The sequence below is a fragment of the Micrococcus sp. iso_229 genome (genome assembly GCF_058072725.1).
On sequence record NZ_CM176514.1, the window covers coordinates 1,602,114 to 1,618,170 of the forward strand.

General features: G+C 75.4%; 16 protein-coding genes. 8 read left to right on the plus strand and 8 right to left on the minus strand.

What is annotated here, in order from left to right:
* Nucleotides 1–19 precede the first annotated feature (19 nt).
* A complete protein-coding gene (locus AC3RKA_RS07335; protein ID WP_002854938.1) occupies nucleotides 20–706 on the plus strand; it encodes a 3'-5' exonuclease in 687 nt (228 codons plus the stop codon).
* A gap of 28 nt (nucleotides 707–734) precedes the next feature.
* On the opposite strand, the gene hemL is transcribed toward AC3RKA_RS07335, so the two are convergent.
* Nucleotides 735–2,060 carry a glutamate-1-semialdehyde 2,1-aminomutase gene (gene hemL, locus AC3RKA_RS07340; protein WP_002854940.1) on the minus strand — a complete coding sequence of 442 codons (1,326 nt, stop codon included), beginning with the start codon at nucleotides 2,058–2,060 and terminating at the stop codon, nucleotides 735–737.
* Nucleotides 2,057–3,043, minus strand: coding sequence for a porphobilinogen synthase (hemB, locus tag AC3RKA_RS07345; protein ID WP_002854942.1), 987 nt, complete (start codon nucleotides 3,041–3,043; stop codon nucleotides 2,057–2,059). The genes hemL and hemB overlap by 4 nt, the downstream gene beginning before the upstream one ends.
* Before the next feature lie 203 nt (nucleotides 3,044–3,246).
* Here hemB and AC3RKA_RS07350 point away from each other — a divergent pair, with 203 nt between their 5' ends.
* The 4 genes from AC3RKA_RS07350 to AC3RKA_RS07365 all read left to right on the plus strand — a co-directional run bounded on the left by AC3RKA_RS07350 (nucleotide 3,247) and on the right by AC3RKA_RS07365 (nucleotide 6,679).
* On the plus strand, nucleotides 3,247–3,675 hold the full coding sequence (locus AC3RKA_RS07350) for an organic hydroperoxide resistance protein (protein WP_002854944.1): 429 nt from the start codon (nucleotides 3,247–3,249) through the stop codon (nucleotides 3,673–3,675).
* A gap of 57 nt (nucleotides 3,676–3,732) precedes the next feature.
* Nucleotides 3,733–5,124, plus strand: coding sequence for an aldehyde dehydrogenase family protein (locus AC3RKA_RS07355; protein WP_002854945.1), 1,392 nt, complete (start codon nucleotides 3,733–3,735; stop codon nucleotides 5,122–5,124).
* Nucleotides 5,125–5,215: 91 nt separating this feature from the next.
* On the plus strand, nucleotides 5,216–6,298 hold the full coding sequence (locus tag AC3RKA_RS07360; protein WP_002854946.1) for an NYN domain-containing protein: 1,083 nt from the start codon (nucleotides 5,216–5,218) through the stop codon (nucleotides 6,296–6,298).
* Between the two features lie 99 nt (nucleotides 6,299–6,397).
* Nucleotides 6,398–6,679, plus strand: a complete 282-nt coding sequence (locus tag AC3RKA_RS07365) for a hypothetical protein (protein WP_002854949.1) — start codon at nucleotides 6,398–6,400, stop codon at nucleotides 6,677–6,679.
* 27 nt (nucleotides 6,680–6,706) lie between these two features.
* Here the strand turns inward: AC3RKA_RS07365 and AC3RKA_RS07370 are convergent, their stop codons facing one another.
* Genes AC3RKA_RS07370 through hemE form a run of 6 tightly spaced genes read right to left on the minus strand, consistent with a single transcriptional unit; the run spans nucleotide 6,707 to nucleotide 13,530 of the window.
* Complete coding sequence (locus tag AC3RKA_RS07370; RefSeq protein ID WP_002854951.1) at nucleotides 6,707–7,546, minus strand: uroporphyrinogen-III synthase; 840 nt, start codon at nucleotides 7,544–7,546, stop codon at nucleotides 6,707–6,709.
* Nucleotide 7,547: 1 nt separating this feature from the next.
* On the minus strand, nucleotides 7,548–8,681 hold the full coding sequence (gene hemC, locus AC3RKA_RS07375) for a hydroxymethylbilane synthase (RefSeq protein ID WP_002854953.1): 1,134 nt from the start codon (nucleotides 8,679–8,681) through the stop codon (nucleotides 7,548–7,550).
* A 4-nt stretch (nucleotides 8,682–8,685) separates the two neighbouring features.
* Complete coding sequence (locus tag AC3RKA_RS07380) at nucleotides 8,686–10,035, minus strand: ferrochelatase (RefSeq protein WP_002854955.1); 1,350 nt, start codon at nucleotides 10,033–10,035, stop codon at nucleotides 8,686–8,688.
* Nucleotides 10,035–10,751, minus strand: a complete 717-nt coding sequence (gene hemQ / locus AC3RKA_RS07385; RefSeq protein ID WP_002854958.1) for a hydrogen peroxide-dependent heme synthase — start codon at nucleotides 10,749–10,751, stop codon at nucleotides 10,035–10,037. The genes AC3RKA_RS07380 and hemQ overlap by 1 nt, the downstream gene beginning before the upstream one ends.
* Nucleotides 10,752–10,801: 50 nt before the next feature.
* Nucleotides 10,802–12,310 (minus strand): protoporphyrinogen/coproporphyrinogen oxidase, encoded by a 1,509-nt coding sequence (locus tag AC3RKA_RS07390; RefSeq protein WP_002854959.1) that lies wholly within the window; start codon nucleotides 12,308–12,310, stop codon nucleotides 10,802–10,804.
* The gene (gene hemE, locus AC3RKA_RS07395) at nucleotides 12,307–13,530 is read right to left on the minus strand and encodes a uroporphyrinogen decarboxylase (RefSeq protein ID WP_002854961.1); all 1,224 of its coding nucleotides are present in this window, start codon (nucleotides 13,528–13,530) and stop codon (nucleotides 12,307–12,309) included. The genes AC3RKA_RS07390 and hemE overlap by 4 nt, the downstream gene beginning before the upstream one ends.
* A gap of 137 nt (nucleotides 13,531–13,667) precedes the next feature.
* Between hemE and AC3RKA_RS07400 the strand changes: the two genes are divergently transcribed.
* The 3 genes from AC3RKA_RS07400 to AC3RKA_RS07410 all read left to right on the plus strand — a co-directional run bounded on the left by AC3RKA_RS07400 (nucleotide 13,668) and on the right by AC3RKA_RS07410 (nucleotide 16,047).
* Nucleotides 13,668–15,020, plus strand: coding sequence for a glutamyl-tRNA reductase (locus tag AC3RKA_RS07400; RefSeq protein ID WP_002854963.1), 1,353 nt, complete (start codon nucleotides 13,668–13,670; stop codon nucleotides 15,018–15,020).
* Between the two features lie 25 nt (nucleotides 15,021–15,045).
* Nucleotides 15,046–15,702, plus strand: a complete 657-nt coding sequence (locus tag AC3RKA_RS07405; protein ID WP_002854964.1) for a TetR/AcrR family transcriptional regulator — start codon at nucleotides 15,046–15,048, stop codon at nucleotides 15,700–15,702.
* A 120-nt stretch (nucleotides 15,703–15,822) separates the two neighbouring features.
* Nucleotides 15,823–16,047 (plus strand): DUF3107 domain-containing protein, encoded by a 225-nt coding sequence (locus tag AC3RKA_RS07410; RefSeq protein WP_002854967.1) that lies wholly within the window; start codon nucleotides 15,823–15,825, stop codon nucleotides 16,045–16,047.
* The last annotated feature ends 10 nt before the right edge of the window (nucleotides 16,048–16,057 follow it).

Sequence of the window (16,057 nt, forward strand, 5' to 3'; positions counted from 1 at the left end):
TCCGGGTAGCGTGAGGCGCGTGACTTGGCATGAGAGCATCCGCGCCGGCTTCGACCTCGAGACCACCGGACGTGATCCGCGCACCGCGCTGATCGTGACCGCCACCCTGGTGATGGTGGACGAGCACGGCCGCGCCGCGTCGTCGGCCGAGTGGCTCGTGGACCCGGGCGTGCCCATCCCCGCCGAGGCGGCCGAGGTCCACGGCGTCACCACGGAGCGGGCGCAGGCGGAGGGCATGCCCGCCGCGCAGGGCGTCGCGGAGATCACCGAGACCCTGCGGGACCTGTTCGCCGCGGGCATCCCCGTGGTGGCGTTCAACGGCGTGTACGACTTCACGGTGATGGACCGGGAGGCGCGCCGCCACGGGCTGACGCCGCTCGAGGCCCGCCCCGTGATCGACCCGTTCGTGCTGGACAAGCAGGTGGACCGGTTCCGCAAGGGCAAGCGCACGCTCTCCGCGGTGTCCGAGCACTACGGGGTGACCCTGGAGAACGCGCACACCTCCGCGGCGGACGCCCTCGCCGCCGTCCAGGTGGCCGACGCCCTGGCCGCCCAGTACGAGCAGCTGCGCATGGCGCCGGCGGACCTGCACGAGCGGCAGGTGCGCTGGAAGGCCGAGCAGGCGGAGAGCTTCGAGCAGTACCTGCGACGCAAGGACCCGCAGGCCACCGTCTCGCGCCACTGGCCGGTCGAGGCCGAGCGCTGAGCACCCGGCCCCGACCCGCACCCGGGTCTCAGCCCTGGGGCGTCGCCGCCGCGGCCGCCTTCGCCGCGGCCGGCAGCGCGTCGAGCACCCGGGTGACCGCCGCGTCGTCGTGGGCGGCGGAGACGAACCAGGCCTCGAACACGGACGGCGGCAGGTACACGCCGGAGGCCAGCATCGACTGGAAGAACGGGGCGTAGCGGAAGACCTCCTGGCCCTGGGCGTCCCGGTAGTCCCGCACGCCGGTGCCGGAGGTGCCGAACGCCAGGGAGAACAGGGTGCCGGCCCGCTGGATCGAGTGGTCCACGCCCTCGGCGTCCAGGGCGGCCACGAGGCCCTCGCGCACGGCGTCCGAGGCGCGCGTCACGGCGGCGTAGACGGCCTCGTCGGCGCGGGAGAGCGTGGCGTGGCCGGCGGCCATGGCCACCGGATTCCCGGAGAGGGTGCCGGCCTGGTACACCGGACCGAGCGGGGCCAGGTGGTCCATGATCTCGGCGGAGCCGCCCAGGGCGGCCGCGGGCATGCCGCCGCCGATCACCTTGCCGAAGCACCAGATGTCCGGGGTCCAGCCCTCGGACTGTCCGGACAGGCCCCAGCCGCCCGTGGCGGTGGCGCGGAAGCCGGTGAGCACCTCGTCCCAGATCAGCAGCGCGCCGTGGCGGCGGGTGATCTCGCGCAGGAACGCGTTGAAGCCCTCGGCGGGCTCCACGACGCCCATGTTGCAGGGCACGGCCTCCGTGATGAGCGCGGCGATGCGCTCGCCGTGCTCGGCGAACACGGCCTCGACGGCGGCGCGGTCGTTGTAGTCCACCACGAGGGTCTCGGAGGCGGCGGCCTCGGTGACGCCCGCGGAGCCGGGCAGGGCGGCGGTCGCCACGCCCGAGCCGGCCGCGGCCAGCAGGCCGTCCGAGTGGCCGTGGTAGCAGCCGGCGAACTTCACGATCAGGTTGCGGCCGGTCACGCCGCGGGCCAGGCGCAGGGCCGTCATGGTGGCCTCGGTGCCGGTGGACACGAAGCGCACGCGCTCGACCGGGACCTTGGAGGCGATCAGCTCGGCCAGCGCGGTCTCCTCCAGCGTGGAGGTGCCGAAGCCGAGGCCGCGGTCCACGGCGGCGTGGACGGCCTCGACGACCTCGGGGTGCTGGTGGCCCAGCAGCATGGGGCCCCACGAGCAGACGAGGTCCACGTACTCGTTGCCCTCGACGTCGGTCAGGTACGGGCCGCGTGCGCCGGCCATGAACCGGGGCGTGCCGCCGACCGAGCCGAAGGCGCGCACGGGCGAGTCGACGCCGCCGGGGATGACGGCCTGGGCCGCGGCGAAGGCGGCGGCGTTGGTGGTCGGCTGGGACGCGGTCACAGGGACCCCTCCTTCATCCAGCGGCCGAGCTCGGCCGCCCAGTAGGTGAGCACGGAGTCGGCGCCGGCGCGCCGGATGGAGAGCACGGACTCGACGATCGAGGCCTTCCGGTCGATCCAGCCGCGTGCGGCGGCGGCCTCGATCATCGCGTACTCCCCCGAGATCTGGTACGCGGAGACGGGCACGTCCGCCATGTCCGCCACGTCGCGCACGATGTCCAGGTAGCTCATCGCGGGCTTGACCATCACCATGTCTGCGCCCTCCTCGAGGTCGAGGGCGACCTCGAGCAGGGCCTCGCTCCGGTTGGCGGCGTCCATCTGGTAGGTCTTGCGGTCGCCCGTGAGCTGGGAGTCGACGGCGTCGCGGAACGGCCCGTAGAACGCCGAGGAGTACTTCGCGGCGTAGGCGAGGATCGCGGTCTCGTGATGGCCGGCGCCCTCCAGGGCCTCCCGGATCACGCGGACCTGGCCGTCCATCATCCCGGAGGGGCCGAGCACGTCCGCACCGGCCTCGGCCTGCGCGACGCCCATCCGGGCGTAGATCTCCAGCGTCGCGTCGTTGTCCACGGCGCCCTCGGCGGTGAGCACGCCGCAGTGGCCGTGGTCGGTGAACTCGTCCAGGCACAGGTCGGACATCACGACGAGCCCGTCCCCCACCTCCGCCTTCACGTCCCGGATGGCCCGGTTCAGGACGCCGTCCGGGTCCAGGGCGGCGCTGCCGACGGCGTCGCGCGTGGCCGGCACGCCGAACAGCATGATGCCGCCTAGACCCAGCTCGGCGGCCTCGGCCGCGGCGGCCTTGAGCGAGTCCGTGGTGTGCTGCACGACGCCCGGCATCGAGGCGATCGGCACGGGCTCGGCGGCGCCCTCCTTGATGAAGGCCGGCAGGATCAGCTGGTTCGGGTGGATGCGGGTCTCGGCGACCAGCCGGCGCAGGGCGGCGGACTGGCGGAGCCGACGGGGACGCTGATGGGGGAAGGACATGGCCTCGAGTCTAGGCGCGGTGCGGCGGGACGCGCCGGTCGGCGCGGGGCGGCGGGGGGATCGGGGCACGGCCGTCCGACTCCCCGCGGCAATTCGGTTGCGCACAACCTGACCGCGGACTACGCTCGCTCGTGAGCGCGGAGACGCGCCACCCGCGCCTCGGGCCCGCCACCCGGACCCGTCACCGGCAAGGAAGGCACCGCATGATCGAGATCGGCCCCCTCTACACCGCCGAGGCCGTCGCCACCGGCGCCGGCCGCGACGGCCACGTCCAGACCGCGGACGGCCGCATCGCACTGGACCTCGCGGTCCCCGCGGAGATGGGCGGCAGCGGCGACGGCGCGAACCCCGAGCAGCTGTTCGCGGCCGGCTACGCCGCGTGCTTCCACTCCGCGCTGCAGAACGTGGCCCGTCAGGCCAAGAAGAAGCTCGGCGACTCCTCCGTGGGCGCACGCGTCGCCATCGGCAGGGCCGGCGAGGGCTTCGGCCTGGCCGTCGTGCTCGAGGTCGTGATCCCCGACCTGCCCCATGACGAGGCCCAGCAGCTCGCCGACGCGGCTCACCGGGTCTGCCCCTACTCCAACGCCACGCGCGGCAACATCCGCGTGGACGTGCAGGTCGTCGACGACTGACCCCCCACCCCGGCCCCGACCGGGGCCGGGCCACCCAGTATCGAAGGAGAACCACCCATGGCCGGTTTCCGCACCGAAGATCCCACCACCGGAGAGATCGTCCGCACCTGGGACGCGATGAGCGAGGAGCAGGTGGAGGACGCCCTCGCCGCCGCCCAGGACGCCTTCACCACCTGGCGGAGCACCGACCCCGTCCGGCGCGCCGAGGTCCTGCGGCGCACGGCGGACCTGCTCGCGCAGCACGCCGACGAGCTCGCCGACATCGCCGCCGAGGAGATGGGCAAGCCGCTCGCCCAGGGCGTCGGGGAGGCGCAGCTGTGCTCCCAGATCTTCCGCTACTACGCGGACAACGCCCAGCAGCTGCTGGCGGACGACGCCCTCCCCGCCCACGGCGCCAACTCGACGCGCGTGGAGAAGGAGCCGCTCGGCGTCCTCCTCGGCGTGATGCCGTGGAACTACCCCTACTACCAGCTGGCCCGGTTCATCGCCCCCAACCTGCTGCTGGGCAACACCCTGCTGCTCAAGCCCGCCTCCATCTGCGCGGCCTCCGCCCTGCGGCTCGAGGAGCTGCTCACCGAGGCCGGCCTCCCGGAGGGCGTCTACCAGACGCTGCTCGTGGGCTCGGACCGGATCGACGGCATCATCGCCGACCCGCGGGTCCAGGGCGTCTCCCTCACCGGCAGCGAGGGCGCGGGCGCCTCCGTGGCCGCCGCGGCCGGTCAGCACCTGAAGAAGGCCGTGCTGGAGCTGGGCGGCTCCGATCCGTTCATCGTCCTCGGCGGCGACCTCGACGCCGTGGCCGCGACGGCGGCAAAGGCGCGGCTGAGCAACGCCGGGCAGGCCTGCAACTCGCCCAAGCGGATGATCGTCCTCGACGAGCACTACGACGAGTTCGTGGAGAAGCTCACCGCCGCGTTCAAGGACGCGACCGTCGGCGACCCCCGCGAGGAGGGCACCCAGGTCGGCCCCATGTCCAGCACCTCCGCTCGGGAGGACCTGATGGAGCTGGTGGACGACGCCGTCTCCCACGGGGCGCAGGTGCGCACCGGCGGTCACGCCCGTGCCGGCGCCGGCGCCTTCATGGAGCCGACCGTGCTCACCGGGGTGACCCGCGAGATGCGCGCCTGGTCCGAGGAGCTCTTCGGCCCGGTCGCCGTCGTGCACCGGGCCGCGGACGTCGACGAGGCCGTCGCCCTGGCCAACGAGTCCGACTTCGGCCTCAGCGGCTCGGTGTGGTCCGACGACCTCGAGCTCGCCGAGGCCACGGCCCGCCGCCTCGACGTGGGCATGGCCTTCGTGAACGAGCACGGCACCACCCAGGCCGGGCTGCCCTTCGGCGGTGTCGGCCGCTCGGGCTTCGGCCGCGAGCTGGGCCCCTACGGCGTGGACGAGTTCGTGAACAAGCGCCTGGTCCGCGTCGCGGACCCCGTCACCAGCGCCTCCGCCTGACACCCGCCCTCGTCGGAGGGCCTTCGCCCCGGGGAGGGGCCGCGCACCGCCGCGGCCCCTCCCCGGGGCGTTCCCGACTAGTGTGGGTCCCATGCCCGATCCCACCCCCGCATCCCTGCGCATCGCCGTCCTGATGGACAGCGACAACGTCTCCCCCAAGTTCGCCCCCCTGATCCTCGAGGAGCTCGCCACCTACGGCACCCCCACGATCAAGCGCGCGTACGGCGACTGGACCACGACCAACCTGAACGGCTGGAAGAAGGCGCTGAACCACCACGCGATCCAGCCGGTCCAGCAGTTCGCCTACACCGTGGGCAAGAACTCCTCGGACTCCGCGCTCATCATCGACGCGATGGACCTGCTCTGGATGGGCAACGTGGACGCGTTCGCCCTCGTCTCCTCCGACTCCGACTTCACGCGCCTGGCCACCCGCCTGCGCGAGGGCGGCAAGCGGGTGATCGGCCTGGGCGCCCGCAAGACCCCCGCCTCGCTGCGCAACGCCGTGGACCAGTTCATCTACCTCGAGCTGCTCGGCACGGCCACGGACCACGACGTCGACGACGACGAGACCGGCGAGGACGCCCCCGCCAAGGAGGAGAACGCCAAGGCGTCCGAGGGCTCCGGCCGCTCGGGATCCCGCCGCGGCGGTCGAGGCCGCGGCCGCGGGTCCAAGACCACCGACGCCGCCGACACCCCCGAGGCCACGGACGCGGACGCCGAGGCCCCCGCTGCCGACGAGGCCCCCGCTGCCGACGAGGCGCCCGCCGGGGACGCCGCCGCCGGCAAGGACGGGAAGGGCCCGCAGGCGAAGTCCGGAGCCGGTCGGCGGGGCCGCCGTGCGTCGTCGTCGGACGTCACCGAGGACCCGACCCCGCCCGAGGTGCCGGTCGAGGCCGAGCCCGAGCACGACGAGGCCGACGCCGCCCCGCGCATCGACCTGCAGGCCGCGCTCACCAAGGCCGTCAACGCCACGAGCACCGACGACGGCTGGGCCACGCTGTCCCTGATCGGCCAGCACCTGAGCCGCACCCACGTGGACTTCGACCCGCGCGACTTCGGGCACTCCAAGCTCTCCACCCTCGTGGAGGACCAGCCGTACCTGCGCACCCGCACCGAGGGCCGGACCATGGAGGTCTCGCTGGTCCGCCGCCGCAGCCGCCGCGCCGAGGGCTGAGCGGCACGGCCGGTCGTCCCCCGCGGCCGGCGGGCCGGTCCACCGGCCGTTCACCCGCCGGCCACCCGCCCACCACGCCCGCCCGGTAGGCTCCCCGCCATGGGGAACACTCTGGGCTTCCTGCGCGGCGTCGACCGCCTGCACGCCTTCTACACGGAGAACGTGCGCATGCTCGCGCACGCGTACGACCTGACGGACGAGGAGGCCTCGGAGCTGCTCGCCAACACGGGCTTCACCAACGTCTCGGTCGCCATCCTGCGCGGCCCGCGGGTGGACATCATGGCCGCCGCCACCGGCGTGCCGCAGGACGAGAAGCACGATGCCGGCCCGGCGCCGACGGAGGACGACGCGACCGACCCGGACGGCGACCGCCCCGACTGAGCCTCGCCCCGAGTGCGGACGGGCGGCTCAGGCCGCAGCGCGCAGCACGGCCAGCACTCCGGCCGCATCCGGCGTGGGGGCCGTCCCGAGCAGGGGCAGACCCCGCCGCGCGCACGTGTCTCGGGTCGGCGCGCCGATCGCCACGAGCCGCACCCGCTCCCCCACCAGCGGCCTCAGACCCGCGGCCACGAACTCCTCCGCCGCGGAGGAGCTGGTGAGCACCACGGCGGTCCCCGCCGCGACCACGGCCAGCCGCGCGGGCGTCACGACGTCCCCCCGGTCCTCGTCCGCCGCCCCGTCGAGCAGCCGCCTGCCAGCCTGCGCCGGATACGGCACCGTCCGGTAGGCGAGCCCGGTCCGCACGTCCCAGCCCGCCGCGCGCAGGCCGTCGGCGAGGCGGGGCCGGGCCCGGTCGGACTGGGGCAGCCACGCGCGGGCGCCGCGGGGATGCAGGGCGGCGAGTCCGGCGATCAGGCCCTCGGCGGAGCGGTCCTCCGGCGGCAGCCACGGCGCCGCGTCGCAGCCCGCCTCGGTCAGCACCCGTGCCGTTCCCGGTCCGGTGGCCGCGATCCGCGCGCTCGCCGGGACATGGCCGTCCCAGCCGACGGCCCTGAGCGCGCGCACGGTGTTGGGGCTCGTCAGCACGAGCCAGCGGGACCCGTCCGAGCGCACCGGCCCGGCCGCATCACCGTCGGTCCCCGCCCAGTCCGCCAGCAGCGCGCGCAGGGGGCCGTCGTCGTCGGGCAGCGCGAAGTCGGTCAGCGGCAGGAAGCCGACCCGCAGCCGCCGCCCCGCCACCTCGGCGCCGGCGAGACCGGCCTCGAGGTCGCCGGCCTGGGCCGGCTGGCGGGTGAGCAGGACGCGCATCTCAGGCCGGGTCGTCGGGCCGCGGGGCGCCGTCGCCCCGGTCCACCCCGCGCACCGTGCCGGGCAGCAGGTCGGCGCCCTCGGCCACGAACTGCTCGGCCACGTGCACGCCGAGTGCCTCCGCGGCCACGAACAGGGTGTCCTCGAGCCACTCGTCGGCGGCCGCCGGGTCACCGGCCACGTCGGCCGGCACCGGGTCGAGCTGCACGGACGAGGTCCGGCGCAGCACGCGCGAGCCGTCGAGGGCGGCCACCATCGCGGTCATCTCGATGCGCGGCGCGCCGGCCTCGCCGTCGCTCACGCGGGCCACGGCCCCGATCGGCGCGGCGCAGCCGGCCTCGAGGCGACGCAGCAGGGCCCGCTCGGCGGTGACCGCCACGTGGGTGTCCCGATCGTCGACCAGCTCGAGGGCGGCGTGCAGCCTCCCGACCGGCGCCTGGGGGTCCAGGAGCGCGCGGCCGAGGAAGGACTCGTCCTCGGCCCGGATCTCCACGGCCAGGGCGCCCTGCCCGGGGGCGGGCACCATGACCTCCGGGTCGATCCGCTCGGTGATCACGTGGTCCAGGCCGAGCCGGTCGAGCCCGGCACAGGCCAGGATCACGGCGTCGAGGTCACCGCGGGGCGAGCCCGCGGCGGCCGGGGCGTGGTCGTCGTGCTGCTCCAGCCCGGGCACCCGGGCCAGGCGGGTCTGCACGTTGCCGCGGATGTCCACGAGCTCCAGATCCGGGCGCAGGGCCTTGAGCTGGGCCACGCGGCGCGGCGAGCCCGTGCCCACCCGGGCGCCCTCGGGCAGGGTCGCCAGGGTGAGGCCGTCGCGGGCGCACAGGGCGTCCCGCAGGTCGGCACGGGCCGGCACCGCGGCGATCTCGAGGGTCTCCGGCTGGGCGGCCGGCAGGTCCTTGAGCGAGTGCACGGCCGCGTCCACGGCGCCGTCGAGCACGGCGGCCCGCAGCGCCGAGGCGAACACGCCGGTGCCGCCCAGCGAGGCCAGCGAGCCGGTGGTGACGTCGCCCTCGGTGCGGATCACCACCAGCTCGTGGGCCAGGCCGGATCGCTCCGTGAGCGCCTCGGCCACGTGGGTGGTCTGCGTGGTCGCCAGGGCGGAGCCCCGGGTGCCGATGCGCAGGGGGGTCACGGTCTCAGGCCTCCTCGGCGGGGGCCGCGGCGCCCGCCTCGTGCTCGGCCAGCCCGCGCACGGCGGCGTCGACCGCGGACGTCGTCGGCCGCGTCGAGCCGTCCCGCATCACCTTGGCGCAGCAGTCCGGCCGGCACACGTCGTACCAGGCCGGGAAGCAGCCGGCCGCGGCGCGGCCCTCGCGCCGGCCCAGCCGCTCCTCCACGATGTCCACGAGCCCGGCCACGAACCGCGGGTCGGTGCCCGGGGTGGGGCTGCGACGGAACCCCACACCCAGCCCCTCGGCGGTCTCCTTGGCCTCGGTGTCGAGGTCCCAGACCACCTCCATGTGGTCCGAGACGAAGCCCAGCGGCACGACGACGAAGCCCGCCACGGCACGACCCTGCGCGTCCGTCTCGGCACCCTCGCCCGCGAGGTGCTCCATCGCGTCGTTGATGTCCGGCTCGAGCCACGGCACCGAGGGCGGGCCGGAGCGCGACTGGTACACGAGCGACCACGGCACGTCCGCGGCCTCGGGCACGCCGGCGAGGATCTCGCGGGCCACGTCGAGGTGCTGCGCCGAGTACACGTCCGCACCCTCGTCGCCCGGCTCCGCCCCCGCCTGCGCGCGCAGGTCTGCGGCGAGGCCGCGCGGGCCGGCGGCGGCGGCGTCGGAGGTGGGGATGGAGTGGGTCGCGAAGAGCACGTGGATCCGCGCGTCGTCCCCCAGCTCCGCGCGCAGCGAGGCCAGGTCCGCGCGCAGGCCGTCCCGGAACGGCTCGATGAAGCCGGGATGGTTGAAGTACTGGCGCGTCTTGTCCAGGTCCACCTTCCCGGTCAGGCCGGTCTGCTCCATGGCCATGCCCATGTCCTCCCGGTACTGGCGGCACGAGGAGTAGCAGGAGTACGCGGAGGTGGTGACCGTCAGGATGCGGCGGTGCCCGTCGGCGTGCATCCGCTCGAGGGTGTCCGGGAAGTAGGGCTCCCAGTTGCGGTTGCCCCAGTACACGGGCAGGTCCAGGCCGCGGGCGGCCAGCTCGGCCTCGATGGCCGCCTTCAGCGCGCGGTTCTGCGCGTTGATGGGGCTGACGCCGCCGTTGGCGCGGTAGTGGGTGGCGACCTCCTCGAGGCGCTCGTCCGGGATGCCGCGCCCGCGCGTGACGTTGCGCAGGAACGGGATCACGTCGTCCTGGCCCTCGGGCCCGCCGAAGGAGGCGAGCAGCAGGGCGTCGTAGTCCTTGGGGGCCATCACGCCGCACGCGTCGTAGTCGACGCCGGCGGCGGCCTTCTCGGGCGTCCGGAGGGCCGGGGCGACGCCGGCGTCCGGGCCGGTGTGGTCGGGCGCGTCGGCGCGGGGCTCGGGGGCGGCAGTCATCAGGCCAGCACCTCCGCGATCTCGGCGGTCTCCAGACGGCGTCCGGTGTAGAACGGCACCTCGCTGCGCACGTGCAGGCGGGTCTCGTTGTTGCGCAGGTGGCGCATCATGTCCACCAGGTCCGTCAGCTCGTCCGCCTCGAGGCCCAGCAGCCACTCCCAGTCGTTCAGGCCGAACGCGCTGGTGGTGTTCGCCCACACCTGCGGGAAGTCCTGGCCGAGCTGGCCGTGCTCGCGGAGCATGCGGGCCCGCTCCTTCGGGTCCAGCAGGTACCAGTCGTACGAGCGCACGAACGGGTAGAAGCACAGCCACTTCAGGGCCTTGCGGCCCATGGCGAAGGCGGGGACGTGGTCCTTGTTGAACTCGGCCATGCGATCTGCGCCCATGGCCGAGAGCACCATCGTGGTGCCCTCGAGCAGACGGGTGCGGCGCAGCTCGCGGATGGCGGCCTGCAGGTCCTCGGGCACCTGGCCGTACATCCACACCATGACGTCGCCGGCCTCGCGCATGCCCGAGACGTCGTAGACGCCGCGCACGGTCACGCCGGTCTGGGCCACCCGCGCGACGGCCTCGTCGAACTCCTTGGCGGCCTTCTTCGCGTCGCGGCCCTCCAGTCCCAGCCAGCCGGGCTCGCCCTGCGGGCGGGCGAACGCGGTGTAGGTGGTGAACCAGTCCTTGCCTGCCTCGGCAGGGGTGGTGGTGCTGTCCTTGGTCATGGTCCTCTTCCTTGGGATCCGATTGCGTCAGGGGTGGTCTGGGGGCGAGGTCAGCCGGCGGGCGGTGCGTCGGCGCCGAGGGTGCGGTCCACGCCGGCGACGACGGCGGCCAGCCCGGTGCCGTGCACCCAGCTGCCCACGAGGTCGAGGCCGGGCACGTCCCGTGCCCAGTCGATCAGCGTGTCCGCCTTCGCGCGGTCGGGGCCGGCCTGCGGCGGGATGGAGCGGCGCCAGCGGGTGACGGTGCGGGCGACGACGTCCTCCTCCGCCAGCGGCACCCCGGTGAGGGTCGCCGTGTCCACGAGCGCCTGCGCGAGCAGCTCCTCGTCCGCGCTGCGGTGGCCCAGGGCCTCGGGCCCACCGCCCTGGCGGCCGTAGGACAGGCGCAGCACATGGCGGTGGGGGTGACGGGCGACGCCGTCCTCCTGCGGCCGCGCGACGACCTCGCGCAGCCACGCCCACTTGGCGGTGGCGTGGGTCAGGGCCTTGGCGGCCACGTCCGTCCCGGCGCCGACCAGCACTCCGGTGCCGCGTGGCGCGTCGTCCAGGCCCGCGGCCTCGACGACGAGCGTGGCCAGCGCGATGCCCTCGCCGAGGGCGGGGCCGGCGTCAGGGTCCAGGGCGTCGGCCGAGAGCGGGGCCAGCAGGTCCCAGGCGGTGACGCCGTCCACGGCCAGCACGACCCGGTCCACGTCGAGCCCGCGGACGACCTCGTCGTCCCGGTCCGAGATCTGGGCCCACCAGCCGCCGGTGGCGGGCACGCGGGACAGGGCGGCCACTCGGACGCCGCGCAGGACGGTGGCCCCGTCCTCGCGCAGCGCCTCGACGAGCCGGCCGGTGAGGCGGACCATGCCGCCGTCCAGACCGGCCACGAGCGAGCCGGGGGTCCCGGCGGACCGCAGCGCGGCGACGCCCGCGGCCAGCCCGCCGTGCTCCACGGCGGCGGCGAGCAGGCCGGGGGCCACGCGCTCCAGCTCGACGACCGCGGGGTCGGCCGAGTGGACTCCGGCGACGACGGGGGCCACGAGGCGTTCGAGCACCTCGTCGCCGAGGCGGTCGGCCACGACCTGCGCGACGGTCACCGGCTCGCCGGCCGCGAGCGCGGCGGCCCAGCGATCCATGGGGGCCTCGGCGTCCTGCCGGGCGCGCTCCAGGCCGGCCGGCGTGAGGGCGGCGGCGAGGCCCTCGGCGTCGAGGTCGCCGGGGATGCCGACGATGCCGAGACGCGGGGCGGGCACGGGGCCGGCGGGACCGTGCAGCCACGAGCCGAGGGGCTCGGGCGCGACGATCTTCTCGCCCAGCCCGAGCTCCTCCACGAGCGCGCGCACGGCGGCGCCGCGGACGGCGAACGACTCGGCCCCACCGTCGAGTTCGAGGGTCTGGGTCTCGGGGGCCCCGGTCTCGCCGTGCGAGGGGACGTCGAGGAAGCGCGGGGAGACCGCGCCCCCGAGCACGGAGGTGGCCTCGGCGAGGGTCACGTCCCAGCCCGCCGTGGACAGTCGGTGGGCCGCGACGAGGCCGGCGATGCCGCCGCCGACCACGAGCGCCGTGCCGCTCATGCGCGCTCCTCCCGCTCGGCGGTCTCGACCCCCGGTGCCGGGTCCTGGCCCTCCCGCTCCGCCACGGGCAGGGAGTGGATCAGCTCGACCACGCGGGTCAGCACGGCCGCGTCCGTCTCCGGCGGCACGCCGTGGGCGAGGTTGACGACGTGGCCGGGCGCGACGGCGCCGGAGGCGACGACGTCGCGCACGTGGGCCTCGAGGACCTCCCACGGGGCGGCGAGCAGGGCCGGATCGATGTTGCCCTGCAGGGGCACGGCGCCGCGTCCGTCGGGGCCGGGGTTCGCGCTGAGACGACGGTGCGCCTCGGCGAGCGTGAGGCGGTGGTCCACGCCGACGGCGGTCGCGCCCGCGTCACGCATGTGGTGCAGGAACTCTCCCGTGCCCGTGCCGAAGTGCAGGAGCGGGGCGCCGTCGGGGACGCCGGGCCCGGCGAGGTCGGCGACATGGGCGAGGGCCGCCCTCGAGTGCGGCTGCACGTGCTCGAGGTAGTCGTCCGCCGAGAGCGAACCGGCCCACGAGTCGAACAGCTGCGCGGCGGAGGCGCCGGACTCGAGCTGGGCGCGCAGGAACTGGCCGGACACGGTGGCGGCCCAGTCGGCCAGGGCGGCCCAGGTCTCGGGGTCGGCGTGCATCATGCGTCGCGGGCCGAAGTGGTCGCGGGAGGGACGGCCCTCCACCATGTACGCCGCCAGCGTGAAGGGAGCGCCGGCGAAGCCGATCAGGGGGCGCGGGCCCAGCTCGGCGACGGTGGCCGCGACGGCCTCGCGGATGACGTCCAGGGCGGCGTCCTCGAGGACGGGCAGCGCGGCGACGTCGTCGGCGGTGCGGACGGCCCGGCCGAGCACGGGGCCCACGCCGGGCTGGATCTCCACGTCCACGCCCGCCAGGCGCAGGGGGACCACGATGTCCGAGAAGAAGATCGCCGCGTCGACGTCATGGCGGCGCACCGGCTGCATCGTGATCTCCCGGACCAGGTCCGGCATGAGGCAGGAGTCGAGCATCCCGATCCCCTCGCGCACCTGGCGGTACTCGGGCAGCGAACGGCCGGCCTGTCGCATGAACCACACGGGGTGGCGGTCGGGGCGCTGGCCGCGCAGCGCGCGAAGGAGCGGGCTGGCCGCGGTCGAGCGTGACGGATCCTCGGTGCGCAGCGGGTGCTCGGCGGGCAGCGCCGGGACGGCCGCGGGGGTCTCGGGGGTCTGGGACAGGGCGGACATGCCCCCCAGTGTCCCACCGGTCGTGTCGCGGTGGCACATCCGCGTCCTCCGTGAGCGTCGTCACACTGGCCGGCGGCGCCCGGGTCAGGTCCGCCTTCCCGGACGGGCGGGGCGGTCGGGGCTAGACTTGGCCCGCTGTGACTGTCTTCTCTCTCGTCGCCTCCCACCATGATCTGGACCTGGACACGGTCGCCCGCCTCAGCGCCGGCGCGACCGGGGTCGGGCCCGCCCTGCCCGGCAGCGGTGCGGCGGGCGCCGTCGTGCTGGCCACGTGCAACCGCGTGGAGATCTACGCCGAGGCCGACGGGGTCGGCGTCGAGGTCGCCCGCGCGGGGCTGCTGTCCGCCGTCGCCGCCTCCACCTCCCTGCCGGACGAGGACGTGCACACCGCGTTCCGCACGCTCGACGCCGACGCCACGGCCCGTCACCTCTTCGAGGTCGGCGCCGGGCTGGACTCCGCCGTGGTGGGCGAGCGCGAGATCGCCGGTCAGGTCCGGCGCGCCCTGACGGCGGCCCAGGAGGCGGGCACCGCCTCGGGCCCGCTCGTCCGCCTCTTCGAGTCCGCCACGCGCACGGCCAAAGACGTCGGCTCCCGCACGGCGCTCGGCGCGGCCGGCCGCTCGGTCGTCTCCGTCGCCCTGGACCTCGCGGAGGAGCTGCGCGGTCTCACCGACGCCGCGGCCCAGCGCGACTTCTGGGCCGGGGCCACCATCCTGCTGATCGGCACGGGCGCCTACGCCGGCACCACGCTCGCGCAGCTGGCAGACCGGGGTGCGACCACCGTCGGCGTGCACTCGGCCTCGGGCCGCGCGGAGCAGTTCGTCGCAGACCGCGGCGGCTGGGCCCTCGCGCTCGGCGGCGAGGCCGTGGCCGGCGCCGTCGCCGAGGCGGACGTGATCATCGGCTCCTCCGGTGGCGAGCGCCAGATCAGCCCCGAGCGCCTGCAGGAACTGCGCGAGGGCGCACGGCGCCCGCTCACGGTGGTCGACCTGGCCCTCTCGCGCGACTTCGACCCCGCAGTCGCGGACCTGCCGGACGTCGACCTCATCACCCTCGAGTCGGTGCGGCTGGCCGCCCCCGAGCAGGCCGAGGTCGCCGTCGCCGAGGCCCGCGCGCTCGTGGACGACGCCGTCGAGGAGTACCGCGCCGCGCAGCGCGGCCGCAGTGCCGACGCGGCGATCAAGGCCCTGCGCCGCCACACCCTCGGCGTGCTCGACCGGGAGCTCGAGCGGGTGCGCGCCCGCCACGGCTGCACGGCGGCCGCCGAGGAGGTGGAGTTCGCCCTGCGCCGCATGGTGAACCAGCTCCTGCACGAGCCCAGCGTGCGCGCCAAGCGGCTCGCCGCCGAGGGCCGGCTCGACCGCTATGAGGACGCCCTCGAGGCGGTCTTCGGGATCGAGGCCCCCGGCCGCCCCGCCCCCGCCGTGGGCACGGTCGAGGCGGTCTGCCCCGCGCATGAGGACGAGGGCGGCGCCGCGCGCGTCGCGTGAGACCGCCCCGCGCCAGGAGGACCCCGTGACCGACCACCCCGCCGCCACCGCGCCCGAGGAGCCCGGGCGAGGCCGTCGTCTGCCCCGGCACGAGCGCCGTCGTCAGCTGCTGGACTGCGCCCGCGCCGTCTTCGCCGCCGAGCGGTACGCGAGGGCCTCCATGGAGCAGATCGCCGAGCGGGCCGAGGTCTCCAAGCCGGTCCTCTACCAGCACTTCCCCAGCAAGCACGAGCTCTTCCTCGAGCTGCTGGACGCCGAGGTCGCGAGCCTGCGCGCGCTCCTCGAGGCGGCGATGGACACCCGCCGGGACAACCGCGAACGGGTGCGGGCCACCGTCGCCGCCGTGTTCGAGTACATGGCCTCCCCCGAGCGGACCCACCGCCTCATCTTCGACTCCGGCATCGACGGGGACCCGGAGGTGCGCATGCGCAGCGAGGCCGTCCACCGGCTGCTCTCCTCCGAGGTCGCGCGCACCATCCGCGCGGACACCACCGTGGCTGAGGCCGAGGCCGAGGTGCTCTCCCGCGGACTCGTCGGCTACCTCCTGGGCGCCGCCCGCCACTGGGCGGACCGGCTCGACGTCGACGCCCGCCCCGCCGCGGCCGAGATGGCCCGCACGGTGGACGCGCTCGTCTGGCGCGGCCTCGCCTCGCTGCCCTCCGCGGACGACGCCCCACGCTGACCCGGCCGTCCGGCCCGTTTCGCCCGCGGGTGAACCTCGGGGGCGCCCGTCCACCCCGCCGAGCGGTCCCGTAGGCTGACGGCGGACCGCACAGGACGCGACGAAGAGAAGAGGTTCCCCATGGAGATCCGCATCGGTGTGCAGCACGTCGGCCGCGAGGTCGTCATCGACAGCGAGCAGTCGGCGGACGAGGTCCGCTCCCTCGTGGACGCCGCCGTCGCCGACGGCACCCCGCTGGTCCTGGCGGACGCCAAGGGCCGCCAGGTGGTCGTCCCCGGCGACCGCATCGGCTTCGTGGAGATCGGCGCGAAGAAGTCGGGCCCGCTCGGGTTCGCCGCCTCCTGACCCGCCCGCA

Bases quoted from the DNA above. Each gene is read 5' to 3' on its own strand.
- hemB (WP_002854942.1), bottom strand. From the start codon at position 3,043: ATGTCCTTCCCCCATCAGCGTCCCCGTCGGCTCCGCCAGTCCGCCGCC.
- AC3RKA_RS07350 (WP_002854944.1), top strand. From the start codon at position 3,247: ATGATCGAGATCGGCCCCCTCTACACCGCCGAGGCCGTCGCCACCGGC.
- AC3RKA_RS07355 (WP_002854945.1), top strand. From the start codon at position 3,733: ATGGCCGGTTTCCGCACCGAAGATCCCACCACCGGAGAGATCGTCCGC.
- AC3RKA_RS07360 (WP_002854946.1), top strand. From the start codon at position 5,216: ATGCCCGATCCCACCCCCGCATCCCTGCGCATCGCCGTCCTGATGGAC.
- AC3RKA_RS07365 (WP_002854949.1), top strand. From the start codon at position 6,398: ATGGGGAACACTCTGGGCTTCCTGCGCGGCGTCGACCGCCTGCACGCC.
- AC3RKA_RS07370 (WP_002854951.1), bottom strand. From the start codon at position 7,546: ATGCGCGTCCTGCTCACCCGCCAGCCGGCCCAGGCCGGCGACCTCGAG.
- AC3RKA_RS07380 (WP_002854955.1), bottom strand. From the start codon at position 10,035: ATGACTGCCGCCCCCGAGCCCCGCGCCGACGCGCCCGACCACACCGGC.
- hemQ (WP_002854958.1), bottom strand. From the start codon at position 10,751: ATGACCAAGGACAGCACCACCACCCCTGCCGAGGCAGGCAAGGACTGG.
- AC3RKA_RS07390 (WP_002854959.1), bottom strand. From the start codon at position 12,310: ATGAGCGGCACGGCGCTCGTGGTCGGCGGCGGCATCGCCGGCCTCGTC.
- hemE (WP_002854961.1), bottom strand. From the start codon at position 13,530: ATGTCCGCCCTGTCCCAGACCCCCGAGACCCCCGCGGCCGTCCCGGCG.
- AC3RKA_RS07410 (WP_002854967.1), top strand. From the start codon at position 15,823: ATGGAGATCCGCATCGGTGTGCAGCACGTCGGCCGCGAGGTCGTCATC.